The following is a 20,940-nucleotide window of genomic DNA, read 5'->3' as shown; positions in this document are numbered from 1 at the left end:
ATGGAAGCTGAACAGTACACATCGGAGCCAACCGGCGAACCGGCCCTGGGCTGGGCCCTGGGTCAAGTCCGATTCGGTCCGGCACACCCACCGACGCGATATCGGGTCGTGGTCATTGGAGCGCGCCCACCAGGCAAACGCTCAATTCATACGCCCGTTTGATTTGGGTGCGCACACATTCACGGAAAAGTCCTCCGTTGTCAATTGCGCTTCGTGACCGCCCAGCCACGCCCAAACCGCTCTGTAACCGGCGCTTCAAGCGATGCGGCAGGCTGCCGAAACCACTATGCACGGAGCTTATGTCATTGCATCAGAAAGTCGATGGAAGGCCACTCCGGTAGCTGCCGAAGCACGCTAGCCAAAGGCCAGCCATGAAGAGTAGAGTCCCGTGGCACGGCCGGGACAGGCCGAATAAAAACAACAAACACGCCCCCAGGGGCACACGGAGTAGCACCATGACGAGCCGCACGCTTGCCGTACTGCTAGGCACCCTCCTTTCCTTCTTCTGCCTGGTTTCCCCGAGCCAGGCGGCCGACCCCGGCACCACCCTCCTCAAGCTCCACCAGATGCGCCTGGCCGCCCTGAAAAGCCTGGGCGACTTCTACATGTACAACGGCATGGAAGGCGACCAGCGCTACGCCCGGATGATCGACGAGTCCGCGCAGGAAGCCGATGCGCGCATGAAGGAACTCAAGGACATCCAGGGCGACGCTTCGAAGGCCCTGCACACCCAGCTGCAACAGCAGTGGAAGGACTATTCCAGTGAACTCGGCGGCCTGGTCACCGCCCTGCGCACCAAGGGTTTCACCGACCTGCAGCCCGTCGCCGACATGACGGCGCGCAACCAGAAGCTGATCGCACTGGCCGGCGAGCTCTATGACCGCATCCAGCAGGAAAGCAACTTCGTCGTCCCCCCGCTGACCCAGCAAAGCCGCCAGCAGAGCCTGCTGATGCAAACCATCGCCGTTGACTACGCCTCGCGCAGTGCGTCCGTGGGCGCGTCTTTCTTCGGCGGTGGTGAGGGCAAGGCCATCGACGAACTGGCCAGGGACTTTGCCGGTCAGCTCACCGCACTGGCACAGCAGCCCAGGAACACCCCGCAGATCAGCCAGGCGCTGACCAGCATCGGCACCAAGTGGCGCTACATCGAGCGCTCGCTGCAGAACTACAACGAGAACAGCGTGCCGTTCCTCATCAACAAGTACTCGGACAGCATCATCGAAGGCCTCGAAGGCGTGTCCGCCCAGTACGCCACGGCCCAGCTCTGAGCCGCCCTGCTCGCTGCGCGTCAGTCGATGGCGCGCAGCACCTCGGCGATGCGCTGGAGGTCCTCCGCCGTACCCCGCTCGCCCCAGTACAGCGCCACCATCTGCGGCGTGGTCTCGACCTTGTAGACATCGGCAGGCAACCCCGCGAAACACCCGAGCAATACAGGGTCTTCCAACGGCTCGCGCCACTGGTTGACCCACTGCCCGGGTGCCACCTGCCAATAGGCCCATGCACCCTCGGCCCCACGGCGGCGGGCTCGGTGGAACTGTGCACAGGAGGGCGGCGGCTCGACCGACAGCCAGTGCGGCCACTCCTGCCGCGCCAACTGCATCGCCAGCCCCATGCGTCGGGCCTGCATGCGCAAGTCCATGCGCCCGCGCTGCCCCTTGGAAGGCAACAGCCAGACCAGCGGACTGAGCACAGCGAGCAGGAGAAACACCACCAACCACAGGGTCATAACTGCATTCCCATGATGAAAATCATGCCGGCGCGCCCCCATGGCGGCCATACTTCATGCCAGGTGCAACCTTAAGGAGGAGTCACCCCATGCCCTACCAGCACATCCTGGTCGCCATCGACCTCACCGACGAATGCCACCCCGTCGTGCGCCGCGCGCAGGCCCTGGCTCAAGCCTCCCAGGCCCGGCTGTCCCTGGTGCACATCGTCGAGCCCATGGCCATGGCCTTCGGCGGCGATGTCCCCATGGACCTCTCCATGCTGCAGCAGCAGCAGTTCGAACAGGCCCGTGAGCGCCTCGACGGCTTTGCCGGCCTCTACCCCGAGATCAGCGCCGAGCAACGCCACCTGACCTACGGCCAGCCTCGCCAGGAGATCCACCGGCTGGCCGAAGAGCAGGGCTGCGACCTGATCGTGGTCGGCAGCCATGGCCGCCACGGCCTGGCCCTGCTGCTGGGCTCCACCGCCAACGACGTCCTCCACGGCGCGCCTTGCGACGTGCTCGCGGTGCGTCTCAACAAATCAGAGAAATAACGCGGCTGCCGACGAAGGCCTACATGAAGCCTTCGTCGGCACTCATCACCAGAGGACGGATCTTCTGCAGCTGCGTTTCCAGCGAGTAGGTCATGCTGGACGCCATGGAGAAGAAGGTCAGGAAGGCCTTGAGGTTCGAATCCCCTTCGCACACGTCATGGATGCGCTGCCAGAACGCCTGGTTCACCAGCTGCAATTGCTGGAACAGCCTCACCAGCCCCTTCAGCTCCCAATCGGCATGTCGCCCTTCGCGCATGTTGAAGTACTGCCGCGCCAGGTAGAGCGACACCGCCCTCAGGATGAACTCCTGGTTGCTGGCGAACGGCAGGTGCTGCTGGGCCATCGGCTTGAGACGCCCCAGGACCGGGCAGGCACTGGAGGCCATGATCACCCCCAGCAGCGCCCGCAAGCCCTCTTCCAGGCCGACGTGCTTGGTGTACTCGCGCTCCGGCGTGCGCACCATGAACACCGCCTTCTTGAAGGCCGGCAGGCCGTGGAAGTCCTCGATCACCCGGTGCAGGTCTACGGCTGCCGGGCAATGGCTGAAGCGATCACGTGAGAGCGGGCAATTGCTGCACTGGTTGAAATCCAGGCGCGTCCACTTCGGCGCCGTCGCCGCGCGCTCGTGGTCATATTCCCGGTCCAGCTCGATGCGATAGCTGAACTCGTGTTCATCGTCCAGCGTGATGCGGTACTCGACAGCCATGGGCTCTCCGACTCAAACAGACATCAATCTTCCAGTTCGGCCCAGCGCTCCAGCAGGCGGTCCAGTTCCTGCTGCTGCTGCTCGAAACGCTCCAGCACCGCGCGGGTCTGCTCTGCGGGGCGCTGGTAGAACGCCGGGTCGGAAATCTCCTGCTGGACGGCCTCCATCTCGGCCTCCAGGGCCTCGATCTGCCCGGGAAGGGCTTCGAGCTCACGCTGCAATTTGTAGCTGAGTTTCTTCTTCGGCGCCTCGCCGGCCGGCTTCTCGGCCGCCTGCGCAGGTGCCTCGGCGACGGCCGGCGATTCGGCACGGGGCTCGGCCTTGGCGCTGCGCCCCTCGCCCACACCCAGCAGGCGTGGCGAACCACCCTGGCGCAGCCAGTCCTGGTAGCCACCGACGTACTCGCGCACCCGGCCTTCACCCTCGAACACCAGGGTGCTGGTCACCACGTTGTCGAGGAAGGCCCGGTCGTGGCTGACCATCAGCACGGTGCCCGGGAACTCCAGCAGCACCTCTTCAAGCAGCTCCAGGGTTTCCACGTCGAGGTCGTTGGTCGGTTCGTCCAGCACCAGCAGGTTGGCCGGCTTGCTGAACAGCTTGGCCAGCAACAGGCGCGCACGCTCGCCGCCGGACAGTGCCTTGACCGGCGTACGCGCACGCTGCGGGCTGAAGAGGAAATCGCCGAGGTAGCTGAGGACATGGCGGTTCTGTCCGCCCACGGTAATGAACTCGCGCCCTTCGGCGAGGTTGTCGATCACCGTTTTCTCCGGCTCCAGCGCATGGCGCAGCTGGTCGAAGTAGGCCACCTCCAGCTTGGTGCCGACCTCGATGCTGCCCTGGGTCGGCTGCAGGTCACCCAGCAGCAGCTTGAGCAGCGTGGTCTTGCCGGTGCCGTTGGCGCCCAGCAGGCCGATGCGGTCGCCACGCTGCAGCACCATGGAGAAGTCGCGGATCAGCAGCTCGCCGCCCGGGTGGGCGAAACCCACGTTCTCCACCACGATCACCTGCTTGCCGGACTTGTCCGCCGTCTCCAGCTGGAAGGTCGCGCGCCCCTGGCGCTCACGGCGTTCGGCACGCTCCATGCGCATCGCCTTGAGCGCACGCACACGGCCCTCGTTGCGGGTCCGCCGGGCCTTGATGCCCTGGCGGATCCACACCTCTTCCTGGGCCAGACGCTTGTCGAACAGCGCGTTGGCGGTCTCTTCCGCCGCCAGCTGCTGCTCCTTGTGCACCAGGAAGCTGGCGTAGTCGCCGTTCCAGTCGATCAGGTTGCCACGGTCCAGTTCGAGGATGCGGGTCGCCAGGTTCTGCAGGAAGGAACGGTCGTGGGTGATGAACAGCACCGCGCCACCGAAGCCCGACAGGGCCTCTTCCAGCCAGGCGATGGCACCGATGTCCAGGTGGTTGGTGGGCTCATCCAGCAGCAGCAGGTCAGGTTCGGAAACCAGCGCCTGGGCCAGCAGCACGCGGCGGCGCCAGCCACCGGAGAGTTCCGCCAGGGTCTTGTCCGCCGGCAGCTGCAGGCGGCTCAGGGTGCTGTCCACCAGTTGCTGCAGGCGCCAACCGTCCTTCGCCTCCAGCTCCTGCTGGACATGGGTCAGGCGCTCCAGGTCGTGCTCGTCGCGGATGTTCTGGCTCAGGTGGTGGTACTGGGCCAGCAACTCGCCAACGCCAGCCAGGCCCTCGGCCACCACGTCGAACACCGTACGTTCGTCGGCACGGGGCAGCTCCTGGGGCAGTTCGCCGATCTTCAGCGCCGGAGCCCGCCAGATCTCGCCGTCGTCCGCGTGCTGCTCACCCTTCACCAGGCGCAGCATGCTGGACTTGCCGGTGCCGTTGCGGCCAATCACGCAGACCCGCTCGCCCCGGGCGATCTGCCACGACACCTTGTCCAGCAACGGCATGGCGCCATAGGCAAGGGAAACATCACTGAACTTGAGCAGGGTCATGGGGGCCTCCGAAAGATGGGCGCGCATTCTACCCCGATTGGCCATCGCCACGGCCGCCATTTTTTCATCATGTTTCCCCCCTCCGACGAGACTCCACCTGCACCCGGCAAACGGCTAAGCTACGCACCTCCGGTGGCCCTGTGGCCGTCGCCCACTACGTTTTCTCTACCCGGAAGTGTCATGCGCGGTCGTCTGCTCAGCCTGTTCTCCTGCCTGCTTCTCACCACCTTCACGCTCGACGCGGCCCATGCGGTGCCCCTCGCCCAGCAGCGGCAGATGTACGACGAGGCCAAGCGCGCCCTGGCCAAGGGCGACAGCGGCCCGTACAAGCGCTACGCCAGCGCGCTGGCCGACTACCCGCTGGAGCCGCACCTGGCCTACGACGAGCTGACCGCCCGCCTGAAATGGGCCAGCAACGAGGAAATCGAGAAATTCCTCGCCGAGCATGGCGACCTGCCCCAGTCCAACTGGATGCGCCTGCGCTGGCTGCGCTGGCTCGCCGAGCGCGGCGACTGGAAGACCTTCGTCAACCACTACGACCCCAAGATGAACTTCACCGAGCTGGACTGCCTCTACGGCCAGTACCAGCTCAAGCACGGCCTCAAGGCCGAAGGCCACAAGACCGCCGAGAAGCTCTGGCTGGTGGGCAAGTCCCAGCCCGAGGCCTGCGACGTGCTGTTCGAACTCTGGCGCGCCGACGGCCAGATGACCGAACAGATGCGCTGGCGCCGCGCCAAGCTGGCGGCCGAAGCCCGCAACTACGGCCTGGCCAGCTTCCTGGCCAAGAGCCTGCCGAGCCTGTCCACCCAGGGCAAATTGCTGGTGGACGTCGCCCAGAACCCGCAACTGCTCAGCCAGACCGCCCGCTTCAGCCCCGCCGACCGTGCCATGGCCGACGTGGTCGGGCTCGGCCTGCGCCGCCTGGCCCGCCAGGACCCGGACAAGGCCACCACCCTGCTGGACGCCTACGCCACCCGCATGCCCTTCTCCAGCGAGGAAAAGGTCGCCATCGCCCGGGAGATCGGCCTGGCACTGGCCAAGCGCTTCGACGCCCGCGCCCTGCAGCTGATGACCCAGTACGACCCCAAGCTGCGCGACGACACCGTCAGCGAATGGCGCGCGCGCCTGCTGCTGCGCCTGGGCCGCTGGCAGGACGCCTACCAGCTGACCCGGCAGATGCCGCCATCGCTGGCCAGCACCAACCGCTGGCGCTACTGGCAGGCCCGCAGCCTGCAGCTGGCACAGCCGCAGAGCGCCGAAGCCACCCGCCTCATGCAGCCCCTGGCCCGCGAGCGTGACTTCTACGGTTTCCTCGCCGCCGACCGCATCCAGGTGCCGTACCAGCTCAACAACAAGCCGATGGCCATCGACCCCAAGGTGATGCAGAAGGTGCGCAACACCGCCGGCATCCGCCGGGCCATGGAGTTCCATGACCGCGGCGAGATCGTCGACGGCCGCCGCGAGTGGTACTACGTCAGCCGCCTGTTCAGCCGCGAGGAACTGGTCGCCCAGGCCAAGCTCGCCTACGACATGGAGTGGTACTTCCCGGCCATCCGCACCATCAGCCAGGCCCAGTACTGGGACGACCTGGACATCCGCTTCCCCATGGCCCACCGCAGCACCCTCACCCAACAGGCCAAGGTGCGCGGGCTACATTCCAGCTGGGTGTTCGCCATCACCCGCCAGGAAAGCGCCTTCATGGCCGACGCCCGCTCCGGCGTGGGCGCCATGGGCCTGATGCAGCTGATGCCCGGCACCGCCAAGGAGACCGCGCGCAAGTTCGGCATCCCCCTCGCCTCGCCCCAGCAGGCGCTCAATCCGGACGTGAACATCCAGCTCGGTGCCGCCTACCTGAGCCAGGTGCACGGCCAGTTCAACGGCAACCGCGTGCTCGCCTCCGCCGCCTACAACGCCGGCCCCGGCCGTGTGCGCCAGTGGCTCAAGGGCGCCAACCACCTGGCCTTCGACGTCTGGGTGGAGAGCATCCCCTTCGACGAGACCCGCCAGTACGTGCAGAACGTCCTGTCCTACTCGGTCATCTACGGCAAGAAGCTCAACGCCCCGCAGCCCCTGGTGGACTGGCACGAGCGCTTCTTCGACGACCAGTGATCCCCTCCTGAAACAAGACGGGCGCCCATCGGCGCCCGTCTTGTTTCATCGTCCTGCTGCAGCGGGGTCAGCCCCTCACTCCAGCACCTCCACCGTCATCCCCACCTCCAGGGCGCCGCTGCTGCGGTTGATCAGGTTCTGCCCGAAGAACACCTCGCCCTCCCGCTCCCGATAGGTCTTCAGGGTGGTCAGCGGTTCCCGGTCGGCACTGCGCTCGCCGGTGGCCGGGTCGATGGTGGTGAGGATGCAACGGCTGCAGCCCTTGACAACGCTGAACTCCACGCCGCCGATGCGGATGCGCTTCCAGCTGTCCTCGGCATAGGGTTCGCTGCCCTCCACCACGAGGTTCGGGCGGAAGCGCAGCATCTCCAGCGGACGACCGACCCGGGCCGAGAGGTCATCGAGGGAGGCCTGGCCGATCAGCAGCAGCGGGTAGCCGTCGGCAAAGCCCACCTTCTCCTCCGGCAGCAGACTGCCCGGAATGTCCCGGGCACGCTCGGCCGGCACGTGCACCAGGCGGCACGGCTTGCCGATGAAGCGGCTCAGCCACTCGGCCGCCTCATCGCCGGCATCCGGCACCCGCATCGCATCGCTCCAGATCAGCGCGCTGCGCAACTCCGCCTCGGCCCCCGGCAGGGGCACCTCCAGTTCCGGCAGGCCGGCGGCACGCAGGCTCAGGCCACCCGTGGCGTTCCAGCGGGCGCTGAGCTGGGACATCTGCGGCAGTGCACGTTGAGTGAGGAAGCGCCCGTTGCTGGCGTCAACCAGCATCCAGCGGCGATCACCGGCCAGGCCGAGGCCGTCCAGCTCGGCGCGCGCGAGGGACTCGCCGATGGCGGATTTCATGGGGTAGCGATACAGGGCGGTGAGACGCAGCATGGGCCAGCTTCCATCAGGCGGTCGGAAGCGTCCCTTATACGGAATCGGCGACGGGCGGCCAAGCCCGTCGCCCGGCGGTCAGTTGCCCTTGCTCAGGCGGTCCGCCACCACGTCGACCAGCTTGTCGGGCTGGAACTTGGAGAGGAAGTTGTCGCAGCCCACCTTCTTCACCATGGCGTCGTTGAAGCTGCCGGACAGCGAAGTGTGCATCACCACATAGAGGTCACGCAGGCGCGGGTCGTTGCGGATCTCGGTGGTCAGGCGGTAGCCGTCCATCTCCGGCATCTCGGCATCGGTGAAGATCATCAGCAGCTTGTCGGTCATCACCTCGCCGGAATCCGCCCACTTCTTCAGCAGGTTGAGGGCCTTCAGGCCGTCACTGGCGGCATGGGTGCGGATGCCCAGCTGGGACAGCGTCTCGCGCAACTGGGTCAGGGCGACGTTGGAGTCGTCCACCAGCAGCACTTCGCGGCCACGGGCACGCTCCAGCAGCGGGTTGCCCAGGCGCTCCTCCGAAACGCGGGTGCTCATGGGCACGATCTCGGCCAGCACCTTCTCCACGTCGATGATCTCGACGATCTGGTCCTCCACCTTGGTGATCGCCGTCAGGTAGTGCTGGCGGCCGGCCCCACCGGGCGGCGGCTGGATGGACTCCCAGTTGAGGTTGAGGATGCGGTCCACGCCCCCCACCAGGAAGGCCTGCACCGAGCGGTTGTACTCGGTGACGATGATGGTGCTGTTCTGGTCCGGCACCAGCGCGCGCATGCCGATGGCGCGGGACAGGTCGATCACCGGCAGCGTATGGCCGCGCAGGTTGACCACGCCGCAAACGTAGGGATGGCGCTGGGGAATCAGGGTCAACTTGGGCAGTTGCAGGACTTCCTGCACCTTGAACACGTTGATGGCGAACAGCTGACGGCCCACCAGTCGGAACATGAGGATTTCCAGGCGGTTCTCACCCACCAGTTGGGTGCGCTGGTCGACTGTGTCGAGAATACCGGCCATTGCATGCTCCTGTAGAAAATTCCAGCCGGGCTGCGGCTGCTTCACCTTATCGGCAGGGTGATGGGATAACTGTAGCCGTCATGGCGGGGAGCCATCATGCACCACCCCGGCGCACCACACCAGAAGGCGGCTCACGGCACGGCAGCCTGTAGCAGCGGCGAACCCTCCGGCAGATGTAAGCGTAGTGCGTTACGGCGTGCACTGAAGCGAACCTGCCGACATTCCAGCGGCTCGCCGTCCAGATTCACATCCAGCCCCTCCGGCGCCTCCACCTCCACCCAGGGCAGACGGGCGGTCACGGACACAGCCTCCAGGCCGCGCATGCCGCCCGACAACAGCGTCCCCAGGGTGCCGACCACGTCCTGCGGCGCCGGCACGATGCACAGATCGAGCAGGCCGTCGTCCACCCGCGCACGGGGGCAGAGCACGTGCCCGCCGCCCGCCTGGCTGCCGTTGCCGATGCCCAGGGCGAGGAACTCCCCCTCCCAGGCGAAATCAGGCCCACGGAAGCGCCCGAAGGCCGCATGCACCTCCGAGAAGCGCGTCAGCCCGGTGAGCAGGTAGGCCGCCCCGCCGAGCACCTTCTTCAGGTCCTCCGAGGTGTTGGCCGTGACCTTGGAACCGAAGCCACCGGTCGCCATGTTGAGGAACAGCCGCCCGTCGGCTTCCCCCAGGTCGATGGCCCGGGCCGGCACGTCCAGCAGCGCCAGCGCCTCGCCAGGCACCAGCGGCACCCCGGCTGCGCGAGCGAAGTCGTTAGCGGTGCCCAGGGGCAGCAGGGCCAGGCTGGCGTCCTCGCCCGACAGGGCAATGGCCTCGGCCACGTCCCGCAGGGTGCCGTCGCCACCCCCGGCTACCAGGGTGCTGTAGCCGGCCGCCAGGGCCTCGTCCACCAGCCGGCGGGCATCGCCGCCTTCCCAGGTCACTCGCACCGCCAGCTCCCAGCCCGCCTCACGGCGGGCCATCACCGCCGCGCGGACCTCTTCGTTCATGGCCTGCTTGCCATGCAGCACCAGCACCGCCTTGCGCTCAGTCATCAATCGCTCCACGCCGGGAATGGGCCCGAGTATAGGCACGCCCCCAGGGAAAAAGTGAAAAGGCCTGTCAGCCAAATCCAAAACAACCATCGAACACATCGATAGCTGGAACCCAGAAATCCCGCTTCTTCACCGCCTCCAGTCGATGGATCATGGCCACCATTGCACCGGGGAGCCCAACCCACCCCGGCCCGACAGGAGATTCCCATGATCGACGTACGCCCCTTCCAGCAACTCGGCGCCGCCCAGCATGGCTGGCTGAATGCCCGTCACCACTTTTCCTTCGCCGAGTACCACGACCCGGCGCGGATGAACTGGGGCCAGCTGCGGGTGTGGAACGACGACGAGATCGCCCCGCACTCCGGCTTCCCGCCGCACCCGCACCGGGACATGGAGATCATCACCTACGTCCGTGACGGCGCCATCACCCACCAGGACAACCTCGGCAACAAGGGCCGCACCGTGGCCGGCGACGTGCAGGTGATGAGCGCGGGCACCGGCATCGCCCACTCCGAATACAACCTGGAGGACGAGACCACCCGCATCTTTCAGATCTGGATCATGCCCACCGAGTTCGGTACGGCGCCGTCCTGGGGGACCCGACCGTTTCCCAAGGGGGAGCGCGCCGGCACCTTCGTCACCCTCGCCAGCGGTATCGACGCAGGCAGCGATGCCCTGCACATCCGCGCCAATGCCCGGCTGGTAGCCGCCACGATCAAGGCCGGACAGACCGCCGAGTACCACCTCGAACCCGGCCGCAAGGCCTACCTGGTGGCGGCCCAGGGTCGCTACGAAGTGAACGGCATCCCCGCCCAGGCCCGGGACGGCGTCGCCGTGAAGGATGAAACGCACCTGTCCTTCAGCGCCCAGGAAGACACCGAGATCGTGCTGGTGGACGTGGCCTGAGCCGAAGCAGAACGCCCCCGGTGGCAACCACCGGGGGCGTTCCGTTCAAGCCGTAGCCCGGGATCACGACACACCCGTGCCCCGGTTCCATTCAGGCCGGGTAGCCGGTGATGTCGCGGATCTTCTGGTACAGCGGCTTCAGCTGCCGGTACATGTTCAGGTACACCTCGCGGTACAACTGCTCGTACACCCGCCGCGCCTCCGGGTTGGGCTGGAACACCTGCCCCACCCGCGTCATCGCCGCGATGGCCGTGGGGAAGTCCGGGTGCAGGCCCAGGCCCACCGCGCAGTCGATGGCCGCCCCCAACCCCGAGGTCTCGAACACATGGGGCCGCTCCGCCGGCAGGCCGAAGATGTCCGCCGTCAACTGCATCGCCGCATCGCTCTGGGAGCCCCCGCCAGACACCCGCAGCCGGGTGATGCGCGTGCCGGAGCGCTTCTCGATGCGCTCCTTGCCCTGGCGCAGGGCGTAGGCCAGCCCTTCGAGGATGGCCCGGTAGATGTGCGCCCGGGTGTGCACGTCGCCGAAGCCGATGATCGACCCCTTCGCCTCCAGCCCCGGCTCACGGATGCCCGGGGACCAGTACGGCTGCAGCGTCAGCCCCATGGAGCCGGGCGGCACGCCGTTGACCAGCTCGTCGAACAGCGCCTCCGGCTCCACCCCCAGCTCCCGCGCCCGCTGCATTTCCCGCAGGCCGAACTCCTGCTTGAACCAGCTGACCATCCAGAACCCGCGGTAGATCATCACCTCGGTATTGAAGTGGTCCGGCACCGCCGCCGGGTAAGGCGGGATCAGCGGAATCGTCTCCAGGTAGCGCTGGCGCGTGGTGTTGATGGTGGCCGTGGTGCCGTAGGAGAGGCAGGCCGTGTCCGGCGCCACCCCACCCGAGCCCATCACCTCGCAGGCCTTGTCGGCGGCGGCGGCCACCAGCGGCAGCCCCTCGGGGATGCCGGTCAGGCGGCTCGCCTCGGCGGTGATGCGCCCCAGGGTCTCGCCCGGCTTGCACAGGTCCGGCAGCTGCTCGCGGCGCACCGGCATCGCCTGCCACTTCCAGTCGCTCGGCTTGGCCCAGTCCAGGCGCTTGTAGTCGAACGGCAGGTAGGCCACCTGGCAGCCCACCGAATCCACGAAGCGGCCGCACAGCCGGTGGGTCAGGAACCCCGACAGCAGCAGCACCTTGTGGGTCCGCGCCCACAGCTCCGGCTGGTTCTGCGCCACCCAGTTCACCTCCGCCTGGGTGCGGAAGTGGTCCACCGTCGGCTCCAGCCGCAGCAGGCGGAACAGCCAGCCCCAGGGCCCCTTGATGCGGCCCTCGGCCTCGGCGCGACGCTGGTCCAGCCAGATGATCGCCGGGCGCAGCGGCTGACCCTGCTCGTCGACGTGAATCACCGTGCCGCGCTGGGTGGTCAGGGCCACGCCACGGATCAGGCTACGGTCGATATCCACCGACGCCCACAGCAGGCGGCAGGCCTCGGCCAGGCTCGACCAGTAGTAGTCCGGGTCCTGCTCGGCCCAGCCGGGCTGCTTGGAGTAGTAGGCCTCCAGCGGCACCTTGCCCTTGCCCACCAGGTTGCCCTGCAGGTCGAACAGCAGGGCACGCACGCTCTGGGTGCCGTTGTCGATGGCCAGCAGGTAGCTCGTTTCGCTCACGGTGACGTCCTTTCTTGTCGTTATGCGGGCAGGCTGTAGTACCGGCGCCACAGTGCCCGGTATGCCTGCTCCTCGTGCGCCCAGCGCGCATCGTCCCATTCCAGCAGCGGCTGGCACAGTGCGCGGATGCGCGGCAGGTACGCCTGGCCGCCCTCCGCCACCAGCAGGCCCAGCCGCGTGCGGCGCAGCAGCAGATCATCCAGGTGCAGCACCAGCTCGCCTTCGGCCGCCCAGGCCAGCTCGGCCCAAAGCACCTCGCTGCCGCCCACCCGCTCGCTCCCCAAGCGCTCCAGCCAGGGCGCCAGCCGCGCCAGTTCCGGGCCATGACGGCCCGCCAGGCGCCGTTGCAAACCCGCGCCCACCGGCAGGGGCGGCAGCGGTGCCGGCGTAAACACCGCCGAACCATGGTCCGCCACTTCGCGCCCGGTGAACGGTGCGCAAGCCTGCAGCACCTCCAGGGCCAGCAGGCGGAAGGTGGTGAGCTTGCCCCCGGCCAGGGTCACGCAGCCGGGCTCCGTCCACAGCGCGTGCTCGCGCTTCTCGTCGGAGGGCTTGCGACCCTCGGCCCCATCGCTGACCACCGGCCGCACACCGGCCCAGGTGGAGAGCACATCGGCGCGGCCGATGGCGGCACCCGGGAACTGCGCGGCGCAGGCGGCCAGCAGGTAGTCGACTTCCTCGGCGCTGATGGCTGCGTCTTCGGTCAGCCCCGCGCGGTGGTCCAGGTCGGTGGTACCCACCACGGTCGCGCCTTCCCAGGGGAAGACGAACACCGGGCGCCCGTCATCCGAGTGCATGAAGCTGATGGCATGGGCCAGCGGCAGGCGCCAGGCCGGCAACAACAGGTGGCTGCCCCGCAGCGGGCGGATGTGCTCCGGCCCCTCGCGACGGCGCAGCTCGTCTGCCCAGGCGCCGGTGGCCAGGGCCACGGCGCGGCTGCGAAACGCCAGCCGCCCGCCGCCCTCGGCGTCCTCCGCCACCAGGCCGGTCACCCGCCCCTGGTCGCGGGTCAGTTCCAGCACCCGCATCCCGTTGAGGGCTTCACCGCCCTCGCGCCGGGCCTCGGCCAGCACCCGCATCACCAGGCGTGCATCATCCGTCACGGCATCGAAGAACTGCGTCCCGCCCTGCAGCCCCGCCTCGCCCAGCCCAGGGGCCAGGAAGCGCAGCTGCGGCAGCGGGTGGTAGCAGTGGTTGCGCACCCCGGCCAGAGCGTCGTACAGCGCCAGCAGCGTGCCGAACACCCGGGGACCGGGAAAGCCGCCGCGATGGGGCATCACGAAGCTCAGCGGGTCCACCAGGCCGGGCGCTTCCGCCAGCAGCCGCTGGCGCTCGCGCACCGAGTCGCGGGTGAGGCCGATCTGCCCCTTGGCGATGTAGCGCAGGCCGCCGTGGACCATCTTCGACGAGCGGCTGGAGGTGCCCCAGGCGAAGTCCCGCTGCTCCAGCAGCAGGCAGGACCAGCCCCGCCGCGCCGCCTCACGCAGGATGCCGGCCCCGGTGATGCCGCCCCCGACCACGATCAGGTCCCACTCCCGCGCAGCCAGCGTCGGCAGCGCGGCCGCCCGCCAGGCGGCGTTCCAGGTCTCCACGGCTCAGTCCTGCAGCAGCACGCCGGGCGCCAGGCGGCCGTCCGGGTCGAAGTGGCTGGCCATCGCCTGCAGCGTGGCCATTCCACGCACACCCTTTTCCAGCGGCAGCCAGGGCGCGTGGTCGCGGCCCACGCCGTGCTGGTGGCTGATGGTGCCGCGGTTGTGGGCGATCACCTCGCTCGCCGCGAACTTGAGGCGCTGCCAGCGGCCCAGGGCCGTCTCGTAGCTCGCACCAGGGCGGAACACGTAGGTGGTGTAGATGCTCGAACCCTCGCCGTAGACGTGGGACAGGTGGGTGAACACGTGCACCCGCTCGCCCTCGTCCGCCAGGCCCTCGCGCAGGCTGGCCTCCACCTTGCCCATCAGGGCGTCGACGTTGGACCAGTCGGTGGCCGTCTCCAGGGTGTCCACCACGTAGCCGGCCTCCCACAGGGCGTGGCGCAGGTAGGGGAAGCGGAAGCGGTTCTCCGCCCACTTGCTGCCCAGCAGGGTGCCGGTGAACACCCCGCCAAACGGCTTCAGCAGCGCCTTGGCCTGGCGCAGCGAGGCGGCGTTCTGCACCCGCGAGCCGGTCACGCCGAAGGTCAGCATGCACTTGCCGGCGCGCGCCCCACGGAAGGCCAGGTACTTCTCCAGCAGCGCGATGCGCTCCGGATGGCCGGCCAGGGCCAGTTGGGTCTCGGTCTCGATGGCATTGGACAGGCGCAGCATGGACAGCGGCACCCGCGCCTGGGCCAGGGTCCGCACCGCTTGCAGCGCCCGCGTCCAGTCCGGCAGGAACACCGCGTAGAAGCGCTCCTGATCGGCCAGGCGCGACACCCGCACCTTGACCTCAGAAATCACCCCGAAGCGCCCCTCGGAGCCCAGCACCAGCTCGCGCAGGTCCGGCCCGGCCGCCGAGGCCGGGAAGGTCGGCAGCTCCAGCGGGCCGTCGAAGGTCTCCAGGGTGCCGCCGGCGAACAACTGCTCGATGCGCCCGTAGCGCAGCGACTGCTGGCCACTGGAGCGGCTGGCGACCCAGCCGCCGAGGGTGGACAGCTCCCAGGACTGCGGGAAGTGCCCCAGGGTGAAGCCCCGGGCGCGCAACTGGCTTTCCACCTGCGGGCCGTTGGCACCGGGGCCGAAGGTGGCGATCTGGCTCGCCTCGTCCAGCTCCAGCAGGCGGCTCATGCGCGCCAGGGACAGGGTCAGCACCGGGCGGCTGGAGGCCTGCGGGTTGATGTGCCCGGCCACAGAAGTACCGCCGCCGTAGGGGATCAGCACCACGTCATGCTGGGCCGCCCAGGCCATCAGCACGCGGATGTCCTGCGGGCTTTCGGGGAAGGCCACGCCGTCGGGGAACACCTCGAAGCGGCCTTCGCGCATCGCCAGCCAGTCCGGCAGGCTCTGGCCACGGGCATGGCGCACCCGCACCTCCGCATCCTGGCTCACCAGCGGGTGCTCCGGCAGGCGCGAGGCCGGCACGCTGGCCAGCACCTGCTCCAGGGTGGCATCCGCCAATACCTGCCCGGCGCCGACCCGCGCGCCCAGGAATTCGGCCCCATTGGCCGGCAGCTCCACCACGGTCGACTCGTCGCCCCAGCCGTTCCAGCGTCGCATCCCGTTCTCCTTGTCCTGGTTGTTTCGAAGGTTTTCGATGGCTGCCTATACTAGCCAGCCGCCCCGCAGCGTCACTGTCTGATCGGGACAGCGGCTATCGCCAATCAGGACAACCCAGAACAAGAAGAACCCATGCACGCGCTCGGCTATACCTCCGTTCCCGCCCTGCTGAAGTACCTGCGCCATGCCGACCACCTGGGCCTGGACCGCGACGCCGCCCTGCGCGCCGCCGGCCTGCAGCCCGAGGACCTCACCGACAACGGCCGGCGGATTCCCAGCGAGAGCCACGAACGCCTGCTGCAGCACCTGATCGAAGTGTCCGGCGACCCGCTGTTCGGCCTGCACTCCGCGCATTTCGTCCAGCCGGGCTCCTGGAGCGTGCTGGGCTACATCACCATGAACTGCGCCACCCTGGGCGAAGCCATGAGCCGCATCATCCCCTACGAGAAATTGGTGGGGGACATGGGCACCAGCCAGATCGAAGCCGGCGCGGACCACATCCGCCTGAGCTGGAACTGCCGCCACGAAGCCCCGGAGATCCGCCGGCACATGGTGGAGAACGTGCTCGCCTCCTGGCTGCTCTATGCCCGCTGGATCGCCGACATGGAGCGTTCGCCCCGCGAGGTCTGGTTCGAGCACGCGCTGCCAACGGGCACGCGCCAGGAGGACTACGAAGCGGTATTCGGCTGCCCGGTGCACTTCGAGCAGCCCTGCAGCGCCCTGCTGGTGCCCCTGGAATACCTCGCCGTGCCCCTGCGCCAGGCCGATGCCAACCTCCTGCGCACCCTGGAGGAACACGCCCTGGCGATGATGGCCGGGCTGGACCAGGACGAGCCGCTGCCGCAACGGGTGAAGAACGCCCTGCGCCTGCTGCTCAAGGACGGCCTGCCGCGCAAGGAGCGGGTGGCGGAGAAATTCCACATGACGGTGCGCACCCTGCAGCGCCACCTGCAGCAGGCCGGCACCAGCTACCAGCAGATCCTCGACGAACTGCGCCAGGAGCTGGCCGAGCACTACCTGCTGCGCAGCGACCTGGCGATCCAGGACATCGCCGCCTACCTCGGCTTCACCGAATCACGCTCGTTCCACCGCAGCTTCAAGGCCTGGACCGGCCAGACACCCGGCGAATACCGGGAGGCCAAGCGCCAGGGCTGAGCGCTCCATCCCCGGACTGAAGTCCGGGCTACAAAAGCCCCTACAAGCACCACCCCGTAGCCTGGGCTTCAGCCCAGGGGCTCTTGATCCCCGAGCAGAAGCCCGGGGCTACGGGCTCGCCAGATCAGGCCTGCAGTTCGCTGAGGGGGATGAAGCGCAGCAGGTCGCCCTCGGCCAGGGTGGTGCCTTCCAGCACTTCCACCAGGCCGTCTGCCCAGGCGGCACTGCGCAGCACGCCGGAGCTCTGGTTGCGGTAGATCACCGCCCGGCCATTCTCCAGCCGTGCCCGCAGGTACTCGCGGCGGTTGCCCGGTTTGCTCCAGGTGAACCCGGCCGGCACCGGGAAGCCCAGCGGCTCGATGCGTTCCACGCCCAGGCGACGCAGCAGGTAAGGTCGCGCCAGCAGGCCGAAGGTCACCAGGGTCGAGGCCGGGTTGCCCGGCAGGCCGATCACCGGCACACCCCGGAAATGCCCGAAGGTCAGCGGCTTGCCCGGCTTGATGGCCAGCTTCCACAGCGCCAGCTCGCCCTCCTCGCGCAGCGCCAGGCCGAGGAAGTCCGCCTCGCCCACCGACACCCCGCCCGTGGAGAGAATCAGGTCCACATCGCTCAGCGCCCCCAGGGCCTGGCGGGTCAGTTCCAGGTCGTCGGCGAGGATGCCACCGTCCACCACCTCGCAGCCCAGGCGGCGCAGCCAGGCGCAGAGCAGCGTGCGGTTGCTGTTGTAGATCTGCCCGGGGCCAAGGGCCTGGCCCGGCTCCACCAGCTCGTCACCGGTGGAGAGCACCGCCACCCGCGCACGGCGGCGCACCGGCAGCACGGCCACGCCCAGGGTCGCGGCCAGCCCCAGTTCGATGGGGCCGAGCAGGGTGCCGGCATCCAGCACCGTCTCGCCCACCCGCGTTTCCTGGCCACGGGGGCGCACGTTCTGCCGGGCCTTGAGCGGCTGCAGCAGGCGCACCCGGCCATCGGCCAGCACTTCGACGTTCTCCTGCATCTCCACGCAGTCGGCGCCCTCGGGCAGCGGCGCCCCGGTGAAGATACGCGCGCAGGTACCGGGCTGCAGCGGTGCCGGGGCACTGCCGGCGAGGATCCGCTGGCTCACCACCAGCGGCTCGCCCTGCCAGTCGTCCAGGCGCAGGGCATAGCCATCCATGGCGCTGTTGTCCCAGGGCGGCAGGTCCAGGCTGGCCACCAGGGGCTCGGCCAGCACGCGGCCATCGGCCTGGGCCAGCGGCAGGGCCTCCACACCGGCGATCCGCGCCGCATCGGCCAGCGCCAGCAGGCGCGCCTGGGCCGCCTCGACCGGCAGCAACCCGGGGTGGTCGCAGCCGCTCATCCGCGGCTCTCGCAGGGGGCGGCGGCCTTCAGGTGCGGCACGAAGTTGCAGGGGCGGTGGCGGTTGTCCAGCTGCTCGCCGAGGATGCCGTCCCAGGCGGTGCGGCAGGCATTGGTGGAACCCGGCAGGCAGCACACCAGGGTGCCGTTGGCCAGGCCCGCCAGGGCGCGGGATTGCAGGGTGGAGGTGCCGATGTCGGCCACCGAGATCTGCCGGAAGTACTCGCCGAAGCCGTCGACGCGCTTGTCCAGCAGGCAGGCTACCGCCTCGGGGGTGCTGTCGCGGCCGGTGAAACCGGTGCCACCGGTGATCAGCACCACCTGCACGGTGTCCTCGGCGATCCAGGTGGCCACCTGGGCGCGGATCTTGTACAGGTCGTCCTTCAGCAGGACGCGCGCAGCCAGGTTGTGGCCGGCAGCGGTGAGGCGATCGACGAACAGCTGGCCGGAGGTGTCGGTCTCCAGGGAGCGGGTGTCGCTGACGGTGAGCACGGCGATATTGAGCGGCACGAACACCGCCTCGGCCTTGTGGTTCATGGCTGGCTTCCAGTTGTAGGACAGGGAGGCCGGTGTTATATCACAGCGCCCGTTCGCCGAGACCTCGCCCATGCCCGCCGTGCCTGCCCTGCCCTGCTCCGTCCTGCTGCTGTCCGGTGGCCGGGGGCAACGCCTGGGCGGCCGCGACAAGGGCCTGGTGGAATGGCGCGGCCGCCCGCTTATCGACTGGCTGCACGCCGTGGCCCGGCCGATCACCGACGACCTGATCATCTCCTGCAACCGCAACACCGAACGCTACGCCGCCTGGGCCGACCGCCTGGTGCAGGACGACAGCCCCGACTACCAGGGCCCCCTGGCCGGCATCCGCGCCGGCCTGGCCGCCGCCCGCCACCCGCACCTGCTGGTGCTGCCCTGCGACGCCCCGCTGGTGGACGACGAGCTGCTGCAGCGCCTGCTGGACGCCGCCGGCGAGCGCCCGGCGATGCTGCACCGGGGCGGTTTCTGGGAGCCGCTGTTCTGCGTCCTGCCGCGCAGCGTACTGCCGGTGCTGGAAGCTGCCTGGCAGGCCGGCGAGCGCAGCCCCCAGCGCGCCCTGCGCCCACTCGACCCGCTGGCCATCCCCTGCGCCGACGACGACCCGCGCCTGGCCAACCTGAACACCCCGGAACTGCTTGAAAGCACGCCCCCGACGGCGTGACACTGGCCCGGTTCCGGAACTTTGGCCGCGCTTCGTCCGTCAGAGCCTCCAGAACAACCCGTTCATTCATCAAGGAGATGGCAGATGAACCAGCGGATCCTTCCCGCTTTTGCGCTTGTACTGGGCCTGGCCGCCCTCGCCGGCTGCTCCACCCCCAGCGTGATCACCCTCAACGACGGCCGCGAGCTGCAGACCGTGGACAAGCCGGACTACGACGACGACACCGGCTTCTACGAGTTCGAACAACTCGATGGCAAGCGCGCCAAGGTCAACAAGGACCAGGTCCGCACCATCAAGGAACTCTGATCGTCCCGCGCCTCACCCGCGCCCAGCCCGCCACGGGTCCTGCCCGTCGCGGGCTTTGTTTCATCTGCACCCCCGCCAGAGCGCGAAAACCGTCGCCCCGCAAAATTTTTTTCGCTAACCCCTTGTCGACCAAAAAGTTTTCTGTAGAATGCGCGCCATCTCACGGAGCGTAGCGCAGCTTGGTAGCGCGTCTCGTTCGGGACGAGAAGGTCGCTGGTTCGAATCCAGTCGCTCCGACCAAATCCCGAAAAAACCCGCCTCAACGGCGGGTTTTTTATTGCCTGACGAAAACCCCAGGCCCATCATTCCGCCCCTTCTTCCAGCGCAACGGCTGCAGAACGCAGACCGGTTCACATCCTCACCAACGAACCGGGACGGCCATTGGCCAGCATGGTAGAAAGCCGCCCCCCTTTCCCCCCGTCTACACTTCTCCGGGCACACGCCCGGGATAGCCAGTTCATGCCGAGCTTCAAGCCACTTGCCTGCCTCATCGCCTGCCTCCTCTGCCTACCAGCCCGGGCGGACTCCACCGGCCCACTGGTGTTCTGCTACGAGGACCAGGATTCCTGGCCCTGGGTGATGCTCGATGGCAGCGGCCTCAACCAGGCCCTGCTCAACCAGCTCGGCAAGGACCTGCACCTGGACATCCGCCAGGTGCCGATGCCCTGGAAGCGCTGCCTCGACGGCCTGTCCCGAGGGCTCTACGACGGCGCCTTCGCCGCGTCCTTCAACCCGGAGCGCCTGGCGCTGGGCCTCTATCCCGGCCTCAAGGACGGCCGACCGGACCGCGACTACCGCCTGCACGACGCCAGCTACTCGCTCTACCGCATCAAGGGCAGCGCCGCCGACTGGGACGGCCAGGCCTTCCACGGCATCCAGGGGCAGGTAGGCTCCCTCGGCGGCTTTTCCATCATCCCGATGCTGCTCAAGCACGGCCTGCAGGTAGAAGAAACCAGCCGCGACCCGGTGGCACTGATGCGCATGCTCCACGGCCACCGCTTCGACGTGGCGGCCATGCAGACGCTGCGGGCGGACAAGGTCCTGGCGGACCACCCGGACCTGTCAGTCGATATCGAAAAGCGCCCCATCCCGCTGGAGCAGAAGGACTACTACCTGATGCTCTCCCACCAGCGGGTGCAGACAACGCCCCAGCTGGCCCAGGCAATCTGGGATGAAGTGCGCCGCCAGCGCGAATCGGACGCCTACCGCCAGCGCTTGCAGAGCACCCTCGGCAAAGCCCCCTGAACCGCCTTC

At 68.3% G+C, this 20,940-nt stretch carries 19 protein-coding genes and 1 tRNA gene; 9 read left to right on the top strand and 11 right to left on the bottom strand.

Annotated features, from left to right (window positions below):
- Positions 1-455 precede the first annotated feature (455 nt).
- Positions 456-1,268, top strand: a complete 813-nt coding sequence (locus PotMrB4_RS08665; RefSeq protein ID WP_172433023.1) for a hypothetical protein — start codon at positions 456-458, stop codon at positions 1,266-1,268.
- A 20-nt stretch (positions 1,269-1,288) separates the two neighbouring features.
- On the opposite strand, the gene PotMrB4_RS08660 is transcribed toward PotMrB4_RS08665, so the two are convergent.
- On the bottom strand, positions 1,289-1,726 hold the full coding sequence (locus tag PotMrB4_RS08660) for a hypothetical protein (RefSeq protein ID WP_172433022.1): 438 nt from the start codon (positions 1,724-1,726) through the stop codon (positions 1,289-1,291).
- A gap of 89 nt (positions 1,727-1,815) precedes the next feature.
- Here PotMrB4_RS08660 and PotMrB4_RS08655 point away from each other — a divergent pair, with 89 nt between their 5' ends.
- Positions 1,816-2,259, top strand: coding sequence for a universal stress protein (locus PotMrB4_RS08655; RefSeq protein ID WP_044405078.1), 444 nt, complete (start codon positions 1,816-1,818; stop codon positions 2,257-2,259).
- 19 nt (positions 2,260-2,278) lie between these two features.
- On the opposite strand, the gene PotMrB4_RS08650 is transcribed toward PotMrB4_RS08655, so the two are convergent.
- Positions 2,279-2,965 (bottom strand): DUF6901 family protein, encoded by a 687-nt coding sequence (locus PotMrB4_RS08650; RefSeq protein WP_172433021.1) that lies wholly within the window; start codon positions 2,963-2,965, stop codon positions 2,279-2,281.
- 23 nt (positions 2,966-2,988) lie between these two features.
- The gene (locus PotMrB4_RS08645) at positions 2,989-4,914 is read right to left on the bottom strand and encodes an ATP-binding cassette domain-containing protein (protein WP_107328884.1); all 1,926 of its coding nucleotides are present in this window, start codon (positions 4,912-4,914) and stop codon (positions 2,989-2,991) included.
- Between the two features lie 180 nt (positions 4,915-5,094).
- Between PotMrB4_RS08645 and PotMrB4_RS08640 the strand changes: the two genes are divergently transcribed.
- Positions 5,095-7,023: a transglycosylase SLT domain-containing protein gene (locus PotMrB4_RS08640; RefSeq protein WP_172433020.1), complete on the top strand. Its 1,929-nt coding sequence runs from the start codon at positions 5,095-5,097 to the stop codon at positions 7,021-7,023.
- 75 nt (positions 7,024-7,098) lie between these two features.
- Here PotMrB4_RS08640 and PotMrB4_RS08635 read toward each other — a convergent pair whose 3' ends face one another.
- The 3 genes from PotMrB4_RS08635 to yegS all read right to left on the bottom strand — a co-directional run bounded on the left by PotMrB4_RS08635 (position 7,099) and on the right by yegS (position 9,944).
- The gene (locus tag PotMrB4_RS08635; RefSeq protein WP_172433019.1) at positions 7,099-7,902 is read right to left on the bottom strand and encodes an MOSC domain-containing protein; all 804 of its coding nucleotides are present in this window, start codon (positions 7,900-7,902) and stop codon (positions 7,099-7,101) included.
- Positions 7,903-7,980: 78 nt separating this feature from the next.
- Complete coding sequence (locus tag PotMrB4_RS08630) at positions 7,981-8,907, bottom strand: chemotaxis protein CheV (protein WP_044405093.1); 927 nt, start codon at positions 8,905-8,907, stop codon at positions 7,981-7,983.
- A gap of 131 nt (positions 8,908-9,038) precedes the next feature.
- Positions 9,039-9,944 (bottom strand): lipid kinase YegS, encoded by a 906-nt coding sequence (gene yegS / locus PotMrB4_RS08625; protein WP_142011111.1) that lies wholly within the window; start codon positions 9,942-9,944, stop codon positions 9,039-9,041.
- Positions 9,945-10,151: 207 nt separating this feature from the next.
- Here yegS and PotMrB4_RS08620 point away from each other — a divergent pair, with 207 nt between their 5' ends.
- Positions 10,152-10,850: a pirin family protein gene (locus PotMrB4_RS08620; RefSeq protein ID WP_172433018.1), complete on the top strand. Its 699-nt coding sequence runs from the start codon at positions 10,152-10,154 to the stop codon at positions 10,848-10,850.
- 91 nt (positions 10,851-10,941) lie between these two features.
- Here PotMrB4_RS08620 and PotMrB4_RS08615 read toward each other — a convergent pair whose 3' ends face one another.
- The 3 genes from PotMrB4_RS08615 to PotMrB4_RS08605 are packed head-to-tail and all read right to left on the bottom strand — an operon-like array spanning position 10,942 to position 15,692.
- On the bottom strand, positions 10,942-12,501 hold the full coding sequence (locus PotMrB4_RS08615; RefSeq protein ID WP_044405102.1) for an FGGY-family carbohydrate kinase: 1,560 nt from the start codon (positions 12,499-12,501) through the stop codon (positions 10,942-10,944).
- A 20-nt stretch (positions 12,502-12,521) separates the two neighbouring features.
- Positions 12,522-14,093, bottom strand: coding sequence for a glycerol-3-phosphate dehydrogenase/oxidase (locus tag PotMrB4_RS08610; protein WP_172433017.1), 1,572 nt, complete (start codon positions 14,091-14,093; stop codon positions 12,522-12,524).
- Positions 14,094-14,096: 3 nt separating this feature from the next.
- Complete coding sequence (locus PotMrB4_RS08605; protein WP_172433016.1) at positions 14,097-15,692, bottom strand: FAD-binding oxidoreductase; 1,596 nt, start codon at positions 15,690-15,692, stop codon at positions 14,097-14,099.
- 132 nt (positions 15,693-15,824) lie between these two features.
- Here PotMrB4_RS08605 and gliR point away from each other — a divergent pair, with 132 nt between their 5' ends.
- Entirely contained in the window at positions 15,825-16,847 is a 1,023-nt protein-coding gene (gene gliR / locus PotMrB4_RS08600; RefSeq protein WP_074968581.1) for an AraC family transcriptional regulator GliR, read from the top strand.
- A 124-nt stretch (positions 16,848-16,971) separates the two neighbouring features.
- On the opposite strand, the gene PotMrB4_RS08595 is transcribed toward gliR, so the two are convergent.
- Positions 16,972-18,186, bottom strand: coding sequence for a molybdopterin molybdotransferase MoeA (locus PotMrB4_RS08595; RefSeq protein ID WP_172433015.1), 1,215 nt, complete (start codon positions 18,184-18,186; stop codon positions 16,972-16,974).
- Positions 18,183-18,722 (bottom strand): molybdenum cofactor biosynthesis protein B, encoded by a 540-nt coding sequence (gene moaB / locus PotMrB4_RS08590; RefSeq protein ID WP_044405115.1) that lies wholly within the window; start codon positions 18,720-18,722, stop codon positions 18,183-18,185. Before moaB ends, PotMrB4_RS08595 begins: the two co-directional genes overlap by 4 nt.
- A 70-nt stretch (positions 18,723-18,792) precedes the next feature.
- Here moaB and mobA point away from each other — a divergent pair, with 70 nt between their 5' ends.
- The 4 genes from mobA (at position 18,793) to PotMrB4_RS08570 (ending at position 20,931) form a co-directional block, all read left to right on the top strand.
- Positions 18,793-19,380: a molybdenum cofactor guanylyltransferase MobA gene (gene mobA, locus PotMrB4_RS08585; RefSeq protein ID WP_074968577.1), complete on the top strand. Its 588-nt coding sequence runs from the start codon at positions 18,793-18,795 to the stop codon at positions 19,378-19,380.
- 84 nt (positions 19,381-19,464) lie between these two features.
- A complete protein-coding gene (locus PotMrB4_RS08580; RefSeq protein ID WP_044405121.1) occupies positions 19,465-19,686 on the top strand; it encodes a YgdI/YgdR family lipoprotein in 222 nt (73 codons plus the stop codon).
- A 163-nt stretch (positions 19,687-19,849) separates the two neighbouring features.
- Positions 19,850-19,926 (top strand) — tRNA-Pro (locus tag PotMrB4_RS08575).
- 219 nt (positions 19,927-20,145) lie between these two features.
- On the top strand, positions 20,146-20,931 hold the full coding sequence (locus tag PotMrB4_RS08570) for a substrate-binding periplasmic protein (protein WP_172433014.1): 786 nt from the start codon (positions 20,146-20,148) through the stop codon (positions 20,929-20,931).
- Positions 20,932-20,940: the final 9 nt, after the last annotated feature.

The sequence above is a fragment of the Metapseudomonas otitidis genome, from assembly GCF_011397855.1.
Lineage (GTDB): Bacteria > Pseudomonadota > Gammaproteobacteria > Pseudomonadales > Pseudomonadaceae > Metapseudomonas > Metapseudomonas otitidis.
This window is presented reverse-complemented; position numbering and strand designations above follow the sequence as displayed.